Here is a 13,340-nt window from a genome sequence, read left to right as displayed (position 1 = left end):
CTTGTACAGGAACAAATCCAAGAAGTGTTTCAGTTGAAGAAATGAAGAAATTATTCATAGCAGTTTATAATGGTGAAGATGTAAACTTCTAATAATAAGTTATATAAAAGAATCCTATCACAAACTTGTGATAGGATTCTTTTTGTTTATTAGAAAATCAAAGGTTTCGTTTTGATAGTTTTTAGTGTGGTATTGCTATTACTAATTTTAGTGAAGAATTATATAATTAAGATAGTTGCAACGGATTTTATATTGAGTAAGAAAGCAATATAAGGAGGATATTATGGATGAAGTAAAAAAAATTGAGTTTAGGAATGAAGAAACGAATAAAGGTTTTGAGATTATATCTTTAAAGGAGTTTTTTGATATTGCTAACCAAACTTCAATAGCAAAGCATTCTCGTACTGATTTTTATAATTTAATTTTTATTACAAGTGGTGAATATACTCATGAAATTGATTTTTTAGAATATAAGGTTCAAATGGGTGAAGCATTAGTTGTTTCAAGAAATAGAATCCATAAATATAGTGAGTTTGATAATGTTGATGGTTATTTAGTTATGTTTACTGAGGGATTTTTATGTGAGTTTTTGAGTAATGAAAATTCTGATTTTAAGGATTTATTTAAGCAAAGTTATATGAATCCACATATTAAATTTGAGGAATTGCATAAGTATAGTTCAATGTTAGAAAGACTATTTAAGACAGTAAGTGAAATGTATTTAAATTTTGATGAGGTTATGGGTTATGTGGTAATTGCAGGTATACTTAAGAGTTTAGGGACAATTATGTTTAGAAGTATCTTTAAGGAAAATAAATCTAAACATGAGAAGATGAATGAGATATTTATGCAGTTTGTAGAGCTTGTAGAGAAGCATTTTAGTGATGAAAAAACGGTAGAGGGCTATGCTGATATGATGCATGTGTCTAAGAAAACTGTTAATTTAATGACAAGACGTGCTATTGATATATCTGCAAAGCAGTATATAATTCAACAGCTTATTTTAAAGATGAAGCTAAAGTTATGTTTTGAGCAAAAGAGTGTTAGTGAGATTGCAAATGAATTAGGGTTTAATGAGGCTGCTAATTTAACTAGGTTTTTTAAGAAGTATACAAGTATTAGCCCAACTAAGTTTAGAAGTATGAATGATGAAATAAATAATAAATGGATTAGGAGTGATAGTATGGATACAAATAAAGTAAGAGAAGAAATTGAAACAAAGGTTTATCATATAACAGCAGATATGAAAGTACCATTACATGACCATTTAGCGCAAGATGAGATATTTTATTGTATAAAAGGTTCTGGTTTTGGAGTTTTGGGTGATGAGGAAGTTAAACTTGAAGTTGGGGATGTAATAGTTGCTCATGCTGGAATTAAGCACTCAATTAAAACTGATGGAGATTTATATGTTACAGCTGTTTTGGTACCTTCAAATAGAATGGTTTGTAAGTGCAAGCAAGTAACTTATAGTGATATTAGAAAGGCTATGACAAATGGAGCTAGAACAGTTGAAGATATTCAGAAAATGACTGGGGCGGGAACTGGCTGTGGAAAGTGTAAATATCTTATACAGAATATAATAGAGATAAAAAAATAGTAATAAAATAAACTAATTAGATATAAAGGTTCTTTCTCATTTTTGGGGTAAGGGTCTTTTTTTTTATTGCCCCCTTTTTTATTCATAATTAAGGGTGTATAATCATGGTAAATAAAGGCAAGGTAAATAGATTTTTGAAGGGGAAGTTGATATTGTGAAAACTGTAAATAAGAGATACCCAAAGTATTTTAGAGAGTTTAAATGTATTGGAGGAGAGTGCACGGATAGTTGTTGTATTGAGTGGGATATAGATATAGATAAAACTACTTTTAGACGATATTATAAAGTTAAAGATGCTGATATGAAGAAAATGTTCCAAAAAAATGTACATAATAATGAGTATTGTAGTTGTGATGATATAGATTATGGAAAAGTTAAATTAACAGAAAAGAAAAGATGTCCATTTTTAGATGATAAAAATTATTGTGTTATTCAGTCTAATCTTGGTGAGGAGTATCTTTCAAATGTTTGTACATCATTCCCAAGAATAACGAATAAGGTTGATGGAGTATATGAATTATCTTTAGATGTGTCTTGTCCTGAAGCTGCAAGAATTCTGCTACTAAGGGAAGAAGGAATTGAGTTTGAGGAGAGGAAGGAATCTTTAGGAAAACATATTATATCAGTAGAATTAAATACTAAAAATAAGGAAAGCTTGCTACCTGTAGAGCATTTTAATGCGATGAGAGAGTTAAGTATTCAAATAGTTCAAAATAGAAATTACTCTATAGATGAAAGACTTTATATTCTAGGTGAATTTATAAATGAAGTAGAAAATGAAGCACAAAATAATTATGATAATTTAGATAGTTTTATAAAAAATTATGATATAGAATTTGATAAAGAAAGCCATAGTAAAAATACTATGAATTATATTATCCAAATAGATTTCTTTAATAATATATTAGGTTTGATTGATATTGAAAAGGAATTTGATAGTGATAAGTTTAAGGAATTAACTAAAATAGTTAGAAAGTCATTTAATTTAGAAAATTTTGCACAAGTTGTTAGTGAAAAAGATTTTTACATAGATAAATTTGAAAAATATAATAAAGAAGTTATAGAGAAAAACAGTTATATATTTGAGAATTATTTAGTTAACTTTATATATTCAAATATGTTTCCTTTCTCAGAAGTACAAAGTATTTTTGATGGATATATTATGCTGCTTCTACGATATGAGTTTATTAAGTTTTATCTTATGGGAATAGACATAAATGATAAAAAACAGAGTGTTATGGAAATTGTTGAGTTTATTCAGCTGTTTTCAAAGGTTGTAGGACATCATAGTAGCTATACTCAAAAGATTTTAAAACATATAAAAAAGAATGAGTTAAATAATATAAACTTTATGGAAAATATATTATTAGTTATAGAATAAGTAAATGAAGTTTAAAATAGCCTTAGGTAATTTATATCAATACCTAAGGCTATTTTAATAGAATTGTATTAAATGTTAGATGAGTTTAATTATTTTGAAATTATATTTTTATTGATTTGCAAACGTTTTCTGTTATAATTAAAATTGAAAAAAAGTTTATGAGTACATGAATATTATTATTGATAGAAAGACATCTAATTTATTTAGAGGTCTTTCTGTTTTTTTGCATATTAAATTTGATAATGTAGCATTGAAATCATCTTTTGCTCTGTATCCAAGAGGAATTACTGATAAGATGTTGAGTAATCAAGTGAAAATTAAAAAAAATTTTTTCTGTGAAGCACTCAAATGACTTAAAGGTATCCTAAAAGATACTATAGCACTTGTAAGTGCCTACTTTTCTTCTCTTTGGGCTGGGCATATAATAAAGATATAGAAAACAACCGATACGGAGGAAATGAAATATGAAAATAGGAATAATATCAGCAAATGGAAAAGTAGGAAGATTAGTAGTCGATGAGGCTATAAAAAGAAATTTTGACGTTACAGCAATCGTGAGAGGTGAAAATAAAACAGCAGCTCAAAAGGAAATAGTTAAAGGAATATTTGATCTAACTTTAGAAGATTTAAAAGAATTTGATGTAGTTGTGGATGCTTTTGGAGTATGGGCAGCAGAGGATTTAGAGCAGCATGTTACATCATTAAATCATGTTAGTGATATACTATCAGGAACTAATATAAGATTATTAGTTGTTGGGGGAGCTGGAACTTTATATGTAGATGAAGCTCAAAGTATAAAGGTTGTAGATACACCTGATTGTCCAGAGATGTTTAAACCATTAGTAAATGCAATGGGTAAAGGATTAGAAAACTTACGTAAAAGAAATGATGTTAAGTGGACATATATTAGCCCAGCTTGTGCTTTTAGGGTAGATAGAGAAGCAACAGGAGAATATTTAATTGGTGGAGAAAGTGTAATACTTAATTCGAATGGTGAGAGTATTATTGGATATGCTGATTATGTTCTTGCATTAGTAGATGAGGCTGAAAAAGGTCAAAACATTCAAAAAAGAATTTCAGTAGTTGAGAAATAAGATAAAAATGATTTGATTTAAGACATTCTAAATAAGAGTTTTTAAATTTAAATATTTGAATGAAGCCTTTTGAGATATAAACAATATTTCAAAAGGTTTTAATTTTTAAGGTAATGAGATAGCAGAGAGAGGATATAATATGAAAAATTATAATATGAATATAGATAATATAGCAAAAAAAATTAGAGAGGCAGATGCGGTTGTAATTGGTATAGGAGCTGGAATGTCAGCTTCGGGTGGTATTAATTATGGTAGTGAAAAAACTATAAAAGAATTATTTCCTGAATACTATGATTTAGGATATAGATCAATCATGGAAATTCAAAGAAATTTTTGGAGATTAAATGATGAAAATGCACTTTCTTATTGGGGGTATTGGAGCAAGCATATTGATAAGATTAGATATCAAGTTGGTATATTGAGTCCTTATAAAAAGTTATTTGATTTGATGAAAGGTAAAAATTATTTTGTATGTACAACTAATGCTGATGGGCAAGTTCAGAAGGTATTTTTAGATGATAGCAAAATCTTTGCACCACAGGGGAATTATGATGTTTTTCAATGTATAAATCCTTGTACAAAGACTGATGTTTATCCTAACAAAGAGATGATAGATAATATGCTTGGGAGTATAAATTTGGATAAGGAAATTGATGAGAAATTTATACCAAGATGTCCTAAGTGTGGTGATTATTTAATACCTAATTTAAGATGTGATGATAGATTTGTTGAAGAGCCACATATGAAAAATTTAGAATTATTTAATGGTTTTTTACAGGGAAATATAGATAAAAATATTGTATTTCTAGAACTTGGAGTAGGTTTTAATACACCAACTATAATTAGATTTCCTTTCGAGGGATTAACAGATGAGGGAAGCAATGCAACTCTTGTGAGAATAAATAAAGGTATGGCAATTGCACCTGAGGAGATAGAGAGTAAGAGCATATGTATGGATGAGGATATAGATAAAGTATTAGCAGATATTTTAGATAAAATGTAGTGGTAAGAGGTGAGTTTATGGTAAGGGAAGAAAAATTAGATTATCTTATTAAGTTTTTGATAAGTGAAGAGGAAAAGTATAGTAGTATAAAAATTCCAGAGGTTAGAATTAAAAAAGTGTTACTTTTACGTTCTTTAATGAATGTGAGAGCAGCAAAAGAAATAAGTGAGGAATTTATAAGAATTCAAAATGAATTTTTGTGTGAAGAGCTTAAGATTAAGGGAAAAGTGATTTTAGATGATATAAAAACAGTGGGAGAAGAGTATCCTAAAACTAAATTAGATTTTGCAGATAAGGTATCTTTGTGGCAAGGGGATATTACAAGATTAGAAGTTGATGCTATAGTTAATGCAGCTAATAATAGCCTGTTGGGATGTTTTATACCAATGCACAAATGTATAGATAATATCATTCATTTTAGTTCTGGGATTCAACTTAGAGATGAATGCAATGAGCTTATGAGAAAACAGGATGGAAGAGAGGAAACTGGGAGTGCTAAAATTACAAAGGGTTACAATTTACCAGCTAAAAATATTATTCATACTGTAGGTCCAATAGTATATGGAGATTTAAATCTTGAAAATGAAGAAGATTTAAGAAAAAGTTATAAGGCTTGTTTAGATATAGCATTAAAAAATAAAGTGAGGTCAATAGCTTTTTGTTGTATTTCAACGGGAGAGTTTTCATTTCCTAATAGAAGAGCGGCTGAAATAGCAGTTGAAACTGTTGGAGATTTTATGAAAGAAAATAATTCTAAGTTTGATAGAATTATTTTTAATGTTTTTAAGGACAAAGATAAACAAATTTATAAAGAACTATTACAGTATCATTTATAATATATATAAATCAATACTATTTAACTAATAATTAGATAAATAGTAAAAAAATGGTTGACATAATAGCATTAGTATTTTAAACTTAATTTATAAAATGAATAGGCAAAGCAAGAGAAATCTTGTGACGCAAAGCTATAGGGGTTAAGGCAGTTATGCTATACCAGCCAGTTGCTAAAAGTCTAATGACTTTTACTGAGAGTGTAAGGATTTCCTTATGTTTTTATTCGGGTAACCTATTCTTATGAATAGGTTTTTTGCGTTCTATCTATTTTATAAATTTATTTATAATATAGGAGGAAAAGAAAATGAAAAAAACTATCAAAAGACTTATAGCTATGAGCTTATGTTCGGTGGCTATGGTCGGGACTACTACTTTTATTCCAGCACAAACTGCACAGGCAGCACAGGTAACTAGTGTTCAAAATCAGGGAGTTGTGGAGGATTTAAATTCATCATTAAAATCTGTAGATTATTCACAGATGATAAGAGGTGAAGGTTCAATAAACTTAAAAGTAGATTTACCTAGAGGGGTAAAACTTACAACAACAGACCCTTATAAGTTTAGTGATGCTATAAAGCAAAACTATGATATTTCTATATCAGAGGGTGTACATTATAGCAAAGAATATTTTACTATCAATGTTAACTGGGCAAATTCAGGAATTGAATATGTTGGTGAGTGGGTAATGAATATTGATGGAAGTGTATTTACTGATGGGAAAGATAGAAAATTAGCTATCGAAGTAAATAATGATTTATATGTTGGGACACCTACAATCACTACAAATATGACAAATGGTGTTACAGTTCAGCAGTTAAATCAAGGGTTTGACCTTGTAATGGATATTGATAATGCAAAGTTTAATACTGCTTGTTTTGGTGGATTTATTAGAGTAAGTATGATGAACACAAGTGGACTTGGTATATACCCTGTTGTTTATTGCAATGCTCTTAAACCTAATCAAGTAAAGATGAGAGTTCAGGCTATGAATGGCGTTGAATCTTGGAGACCAGAATTTGAGTTTAAGATACAAGGTGATGCTACAGATTCAGCAGTGCCAATAACTGTTAAGATTCCAATAATCAGATAATAAAATTAAATTTGAAATATAGCCCCTTAAGATATGTTTGTATCTTGAGGGGCTTTTTATTTTAAAGATATGTATAGATTTATATGTTAATACACATACTAAAATCAAAATAAATAAAGCCTTCGATTTTATAAGTGCGGAAACACTTGTAAATTCGCTAGATATAGAAACTATCTAAGGAACCCTAAAATCAAAGACTCTTTTTGTAGTATGTTCAATCTTTTGAATTTTATACATTAAGGCTTATTGATTTTTAATATTTTGATTATTTGTGTAGAGATTTTTGAAGTATATTCCCCTTTTAGATATGTTTTATATCTAGAAGGGATTTTTTTGTTTTAATTTTAAAAAATAGGAGTTGATGCATATATAAGTATTGAAAGTGAGTGATAGCAATAAGTAAATGAGGTTCTTGTCGGAACGGTAAGAACCTTGAACAGTCAGGTAAGGACCTTAAATATATAAATATAAAGGAGAATTTTAATGAATGATTTAATAGTAAAACAATTTAAAAATGATATTTTTTATAATTTTGTTTGGAATAATAAACCTTGTTGGATTGCTGTGGAGGTTGCAGACCTTTTTGGTTATGCTCAAAAATCAAGACCGATTTCGAATTGTATAAGAAGAGAGGTCATGCCGGCTCTTAGAGAAAAAGGGTATTATGTTTCTAATGAAGAGAAGATGCAGGTTAATTATAAGAAAGAAACTTCTAAGGATATGCTAAGAAAAACTACTACTAATAATACAGGAGATAAACTTGATAAATTAAAAGCTGCTTATGATAGTGCTATGATGTTTAAAGAACTTTTAGATGATATGACTCTTGATTCTACATATAAGTTTTTACTTATAAAACAAATTTATCTTGATGCTGGTATTAACTTGCCTAAGTATATAGAGGAAGAGAAAATTTAAGTTTTTATAGTGAGTTTTTTTGACTTTTAATATGCTCATTTTAAAATAAACCTTATCATTTGAGGTCGAATGATAAGGTTTATTTGCTTTTGAATATATTCATTTACCATTTAACCTTATCATTTAGGCTTAAATGACTATATTTATGATAAAATGATAATAATGAATATGAGCAATAAATTAGGGAGGATATATTATGATTTCTTTTGAAAATAATAAGTTGAATAACTTAGCTTTACCAATGAATATAGTAAGAATGTTAACTACTATAAATGAATATAAAGGAAAGCAAACTTTATATAAAAAGCAATCACCTCAAATATTAAGTGCACTCGAAAAGATTGCTACAGTACAAAGCGTAGAATCTTCTAATAGAATAGAAGGGATTTATACATCTAATAAAAGATTACATGAAATAATGGATAATAAAATAGAGCCAAGAGATAGAAGTGAAAGTGAAATTGCAGGTTATAGAGATGTGTTAAACACTATTCATAGTGATTTTGATGGGATACCTATAAGTTCATCTGTGTTATTACAATTACATAGAGATTTATATAAATTTTCTACAGGAAATGCAGGTAGTTATAAAAATGTTGATAATGTAATTAAAGAGATATTACCTGATGGAACTAGCTATATTAGATTTAAGCCTATAGATGCTTTTAGTACTCCGAGTTATATGGAAAAACTATGCGAAGAGTATAAAAAACAAAATGCAAAAGGTGAGGTTGAGCCATTAGTTTTAATATCATCATTTATATTAGATTTTCTGTGCATACATCCTTTTAATGATGGGAATGGAAGAATGTCTAGACTTCTAACTCTTTTACTTTTATATCAAAATGGTTTTGATGTTGGAAGGTTTATTAGTTTAGAAAAAATTATTGAAGAGAGTAAAGAAACTTATTATGAAGCATTAAATAAATCATCAATGTTATGGCATGATGGAAAAAATAATTTATATATTTGGCTTGAGTATTTTCTTGGGATTATTATAAGAGCATATAAAGAACTAGAAGATAGAGTTGGTTGTATTGAAAATATTAAGGGTGGAAAAAGTGAAAGGGTAGAAAAGGCTATAGAAGGAAAGCTTGGGCATTTTACTAAAGGTGAGATAAGAACTATATGTCCTGATATAGGAGATGCTACAATAAACAGAGTTTTTGTGAAGTTTAAAGAAGAGGGGAAAATAGAAGCTATAGGAAAAGGTAGAAACACTAAGTGGAAAAAATTAAAGTAAAATATAATTTTAAAAATAATAAATTAATTTAATATAGCACATAACTAAGAATGGAGAAGTGGAGTCTGATAGACTAAATTTTCTTCGTTTTTTTATTATATTGCCAGATACTATTTTATATAAATAGGAGGAATAAATGATGAAAAGTGCACTTACTGAATCAAAACTTAGAAAAGTAATGGATTGGAGTTATGAAAAGGCTATAAATGGACTTCCAGGGATGGACAGTGCAGATGAACTTGCGCAGAATTATCTGAGTAAGACAAAATCTACGGATGAGGCTATTGATAAATTTATTAAGTGGCAACAGGCAAAGTGTGCTACTAGTGGCTTTTTAACTGGGCTTGGAGGGATTATAACACTTCCTATTGCAGTACCTACAAATATTACTTCTGTTTTATATATACAAATAAGAATGATTTCAACTATTGCGAGTATGAGAGGATATGATTTGAAGGATGACCAAGTAAGAACTATGGTTTTCCTAGCTTTAACTGGGCAAGGTGCAGCAGAAATTTTAAAGAAAAGTGGTGTTAAAATAGGTCATGGAATGACATCTGCTTTGATTAGAAAAATACCGGCAGAGGTTATTAAAGGTATTAATCAAAAGGTTGGTTTTAGACTTTTAACTAAGTTTGGAGAAAAAGGTGTAGTTAATTTAAGTAAGGCGATACCTTTGGTTGGTGGTGTTATTGGTGGAACTGTGGATGGACTTGGTACTAGAATTATAGGTAAGACTGCTAAAAAACTTTTTACATAAAGATAAAATACCCTTAGATATTATGTAAATATCTAAGGGTATTTCTTATATATTTAATCTAAATATATATTTAGATTTTAAATCTAGTTCTTAGTTAGCTAAAGTTATTATTGTTTCTTCTGAAAGTGAAGAATCACAACGAACTTCGATTTCTCTATTTTTCTTAACTATAAATCCAGGAACTGTTGGGATGCTATATTTTTCTCTAAATGAGCTAATACCTTTATCTGAGAAGTTTTCGCTATTTACAAAGTAAACTGTTGAGTTAATATCTTTTACAACTTTGTTTAATGTTTTAGCAAATTTACGGCAGTAAGGACAAGATCCTCTACCAATGAAAACTACTGCTGATTCCTCGTTAGTTAATAATATATCTGCCTTTTCTGAAAGGACCTCTGTAAGTAATTCTATATCTTTTTCAAATGTGTTAGTTCCAAACATAATTGATTCCTCCTTAGTGTTTTTCTTACCATTATACTCTGATTAAATAAGTATATCAATTAGTTATATATTCTATTAAATGTTTTTTATTTTATTAAATGGCATAATCACTTGGTTTAAGAGAGAAATATAGGGAAGTATTAAAACTTAACAAATAATTATTATTAATTACATTGACATTGTTAACAGATGTGATATAATGATATTAACAAACAATTGATATTGAATATCAATTAAGAGAAGAGAAATAAACAAGAGAAGAAAATACGTGGAGGTATTATTATGAAATTACAAAATGAATTAAATGTATATTTATCAAATCAGAGTGTCATGAACATGAAGTTACACAACCTGCATTGGTTTGTAACAGGAGAAGGATTCTTTGCAGCACATGCTAAGTTAGAAGAATTATATAATATAGCAGCTGAACAAGTTGATTTTGTAGCAGAGTTACTTTTATCAAGTGAAATGAAACCAGTGGCTTCACTAAAAGAACAATTAAGTCTTGCTTCAATTAAAGAGTTACCAGATTCTAAAATATCTACAAGTGAAGCTATGAAAATAGTTCTAGCTGATTACAAAATATTAAAAGATGATTGTGAAAAAATATCAGCACTAGCTGAAGCTGAAAAGAAACAATCAATTGTAGATTTTATGAATAGTAATATCAGTAATTATGAGAAAAACATATGGATGTTAAAATCATTCTTAGCATAATAAATAGAAACTAAATTTAAGAGTAAGAGTCTACTAAAGATTTTTAGTAGGCTCTTATTTTATAAAATTAGATAAAGAGTATTTAATACACAGGCCCTTCTTAAAAGATTGAAGACTTTAAGTGATATATTTTTATAGATATATGAATGTTAGATTACAGTAGAGTATATAGGTTAGAGAATCTAATATTCATATGTGTTATAAGAGAAAAAGCATGAGTACGGAAGTCGTTTTAAAAGAAAGATTTTTTTGCAGACGAGATGCAATTTAAAGCAATAATAGTATTATTGAAAATTTCTTTTGGAAAATTACATTTTAATGTATATATAAATAAAGAAGGGACGTGAAGTTATGAATAATAATTCAAGTGTCCTTATGAAAAAGGATAAGAAAAAATTTAATTTTAAAAAATTATCACTGTTATTTGCAACATTTGGTCCAGGAATGATAGTTATGTTAGCAGATACAGATGCAGGGTCAATAGTAACTGCAGCTCAGTCAGGAGCTCAGTGGGGATATAGATTACTTTTACTACAAATCATATTAATTCCAATACTTTATTTTGTTCAAGAACTTACAAATAGACTTGGAGTTGTTACAGGTAAAGGCCATGGAGAACTTATTAGAGATATATTCGGTAAACATTGGGAAGTGTTTTCTGTTATAACATTGTTTGTAGCAGTAGTAGGAGCCTTAGTTACAGAATTTACAGGTATTTTAGGCGTCGGAATTTTATTTGGCGTATCAAAGTGGGTTTCAGTACCTCTTGCAGCTGTAGGACTAATTCTTATAACAATCTTAGGAAAGTATAAAAGAATTGAAAAGATTGCTATTTTCGTAGGGTTATTTGAATTAGTCTTTATAGTAATTGCAATAATGTCACATCCATCACCTTCAGAAATTTTAGCAGGTATGGGACAACAAGAATTTGCAAAAGCATCTTATTGGCTTATAATATCAGCTAACGTTGGTGCAGTTATAATGCCTTGGATGATATTCTATCAACAAAGTGCAGTAGTTGATAAAAAAGTCGACGAGAGTTATATAAAAACTTCTAGAATAGATACACTTATAGGTTCTGTTATAACACAAGTTATAATGGCAGCGGTTCTTATAGCAGTTGCAGCTACAATTGGAAAAACTAATCCTAATGCACCTTTAAATAGTGTTCAGGAAATAGTTCATGCAATTACACCTTTTGTTGGTGAGAATGCTGGTAAAATTTTATTTGGAGTAGGTATGATAGGGGCTGCACTTATAGCAGCAATAGTTGTTTCACTTGCTATATCATGGTCACTTGGAGAAATGTTAAATGTTCCATCAAGTCTTGATAATACATGGAAAGAAGCACCTGTATTCTATAGTATTTATATTGCTGTAATAGTTTTATCAGCAGCGGTAGTTCTATCAGGATTGCCACTTATAAACTTAACACTTGCAGTTGAAATTCTTAATTCACTGTTACTTCCTATAGTATTAGGATTCTTAATTGCACTTGGATTTAAAGCACTTCCAGAAAAGCATGCACTTAAGAAGTGGGAAAAAATTGTCTTAATTACAATATACGTTGCAACATGTACTCTTGGAGTAATTACAGCAGCTAGTATATTTGTATAAAGTTTATAGTAGTTAAAATAGTTTAATCTATTTTAACTACTATTTTTTTTGAATTAAATTTGCTAGAAAAAAATATAAGATAATAATTATGCTAAAATAATATTAACTATAATTTATAGAATATTAAGCTTACAGGAGTGATAAAATGAGTGCATTAGAAAAAAAATTACAACAAGAAGTTATTAAAAACTGTGAAATAGCAGAAAAAGAGTGTGGATGCAAAATGACTAGATTCCTACAAACAGTAGAAAAATTTGGAATAGTTAGAACAGCACAAGAGATTTTTAGAAAAGGTAGAACATCTGATTGTTTTGAAAGATTAATAGAAGAGAAGCGTTTAGAACTTACAATGGAAGCAATTCTTGTTAAGCCAGAATATGCATCATTATTTACTGATGAAGAAGTAAATGGTTGTTATGATTTACTTTGCGAGAATGGATACTATTAATATAATTTAGAAGAATAAGTATAAATAGTGAGAGCGAGGCTTTTAGAATTTTCTTGTTTAGTGAACAAGATGATAAAAGTAGAGGGCTAATAAAAAACTTAAAAAAACTTTTGAAGTTACAAGCTAGTGATAGCAACAAGAGGCACTTTTTGGTAAGTATAATACCGAAAAGTGCCTTCTTCTTATTGCTT

13 protein-coding genes and 1 riboswitch are annotated in these 13,340 nt (G+C 28.7%); of the genes, 12 read left to right on the top strand and 1 reads right to left on the bottom strand.

The window, feature by feature from the left end; genetic code table 11:
• Positions 1 to 283 precede the first annotated feature (283 nt).
• The 9 genes from Q0V24_RS16055 (at position 284) to Q0V24_RS16015 (ending at position 9,926) form a co-directional block, all read left to right on the top strand.
• Positions 284 to 1,600, top strand: a complete 1,317-nt coding sequence (locus tag Q0V24_RS16055; protein ID WP_297523022.1) for a (2Fe-2S)-binding protein — start codon at positions 284 to 286, stop codon at positions 1,598 to 1,600.
• A 154-nt stretch (positions 1,601 to 1,754) separates the two neighbouring features.
• On the top strand, positions 1,755 to 2,981 hold the full coding sequence (gene fliB / locus Q0V24_RS16050) for a flagellin lysine-N-methylase (RefSeq protein ID WP_297523020.1): 1,227 nt from the start codon (positions 1,755 to 1,757) through the stop codon (positions 2,979 to 2,981).
• Between the two features lie 464 nt (positions 2,982 to 3,445).
• Positions 3,446 to 4,075: an NAD(P)-dependent oxidoreductase gene (locus tag Q0V24_RS16045; protein WP_297523019.1), complete on the top strand. Its 630-nt coding sequence runs from the start codon at positions 3,446 to 3,448 to the stop codon at positions 4,073 to 4,075.
• 139 nt (positions 4,076 to 4,214) lie between these two features.
• Positions 4,215 to 5,078 carry an NAD-dependent protein deacetylase, SIR2 family gene (locus Q0V24_RS16040; RefSeq protein ID WP_297523017.1) on the top strand — a complete coding sequence of 288 codons (864 nt, stop codon included), beginning with the start codon at positions 4,215 to 4,217 and terminating at the stop codon, positions 5,076 to 5,078.
• A 17-nt stretch (positions 5,079 to 5,095) separates the two neighbouring features.
• Complete coding sequence (locus tag Q0V24_RS16035; RefSeq protein ID WP_297523015.1) at positions 5,096 to 5,914, top strand: protein-ADP-ribose hydrolase; 819 nt, start codon at positions 5,096 to 5,098, stop codon at positions 5,912 to 5,914.
• A 91-nt stretch (positions 5,915 to 6,005) separates the two neighbouring features.
• A riboswitch (cyclic di-GMP riboswitch) is annotated at positions 6,006 to 6,090 on the top strand.
• Positions 6,091 to 6,219: 129 nt separating this feature from the next.
• A complete protein-coding gene (locus Q0V24_RS16030) occupies positions 6,220 to 7,005 on the top strand; it encodes a hypothetical protein (RefSeq protein ID WP_297523013.1) in 786 nt (261 codons plus the stop codon).
• Between the two features lie 483 nt (positions 7,006 to 7,488).
• On the top strand, positions 7,489 to 7,923 hold the full coding sequence (locus tag Q0V24_RS16025; protein ID WP_297523011.1) for a hypothetical protein: 435 nt from the start codon (positions 7,489 to 7,491) through the stop codon (positions 7,921 to 7,923).
• A gap of 196 nt (positions 7,924 to 8,119) precedes the next feature.
• Positions 8,120 to 9,166: a Fic family protein gene (locus Q0V24_RS16020; RefSeq protein ID WP_297523009.1), complete on the top strand. Its 1,047-nt coding sequence runs from the start codon at positions 8,120 to 8,122 to the stop codon at positions 9,164 to 9,166.
• A 136-nt stretch (positions 9,167 to 9,302) separates the two neighbouring features.
• On the top strand, positions 9,303 to 9,926 hold the full coding sequence (locus Q0V24_RS16015; protein ID WP_297523007.1) for an EcsC family protein: 624 nt from the start codon (positions 9,303 to 9,305) through the stop codon (positions 9,924 to 9,926).
• Between the two features lie 90 nt (positions 9,927 to 10,016).
• Here Q0V24_RS16015 and traF read toward each other — a convergent pair whose 3' ends face one another.
• Complete coding sequence (gene traF / locus Q0V24_RS16010) at positions 10,017 to 10,367, bottom strand: conjugal transfer protein TraF (protein ID WP_297523005.1); 351 nt, start codon at positions 10,365 to 10,367, stop codon at positions 10,017 to 10,019.
• A gap of 282 nt (positions 10,368 to 10,649) precedes the next feature.
• Between traF and Q0V24_RS16005 the strand changes: the two genes are divergently transcribed.
• The 3 genes from Q0V24_RS16005 (at position 10,650) to Q0V24_RS15995 (ending at position 13,149) form a co-directional block, all read left to right on the top strand.
• The gene (locus Q0V24_RS16005; protein WP_297523003.1) at positions 10,650 to 11,084 is read left to right on the top strand and encodes a DNA starvation/stationary phase protection protein; all 435 of its coding nucleotides are present in this window, start codon (positions 10,650 to 10,652) and stop codon (positions 11,082 to 11,084) included.
• Positions 11,085 to 11,435: 351 nt separating this feature from the next.
• On the top strand, positions 11,436 to 12,701 hold the full coding sequence (locus Q0V24_RS16000; RefSeq protein WP_297523001.1) for an Nramp family divalent metal transporter: 1,266 nt from the start codon (positions 11,436 to 11,438) through the stop codon (positions 12,699 to 12,701).
• A gap of 145 nt (positions 12,702 to 12,846) precedes the next feature.
• The gene (locus Q0V24_RS15995; RefSeq protein ID WP_297522999.1) at positions 12,847 to 13,149 is read left to right on the top strand and encodes a hypothetical protein; all 303 of its coding nucleotides are present in this window, start codon (positions 12,847 to 12,849) and stop codon (positions 13,147 to 13,149) included.
• The last annotated feature ends 191 nt before the right edge of the window (positions 13,150 to 13,340 follow it).

The sequence above is a fragment of the uncultured Clostridium sp. genome (assembly GCF_947039605.1).
GTDB lineage: Bacteria > Bacillota > Clostridia > Clostridiales > Clostridiaceae > Sarcina.
The sequence above is the reverse complement of the archived record's forward strand: the minus strand, read 5'-3'. Positions and strand labels throughout refer to the sequence as shown.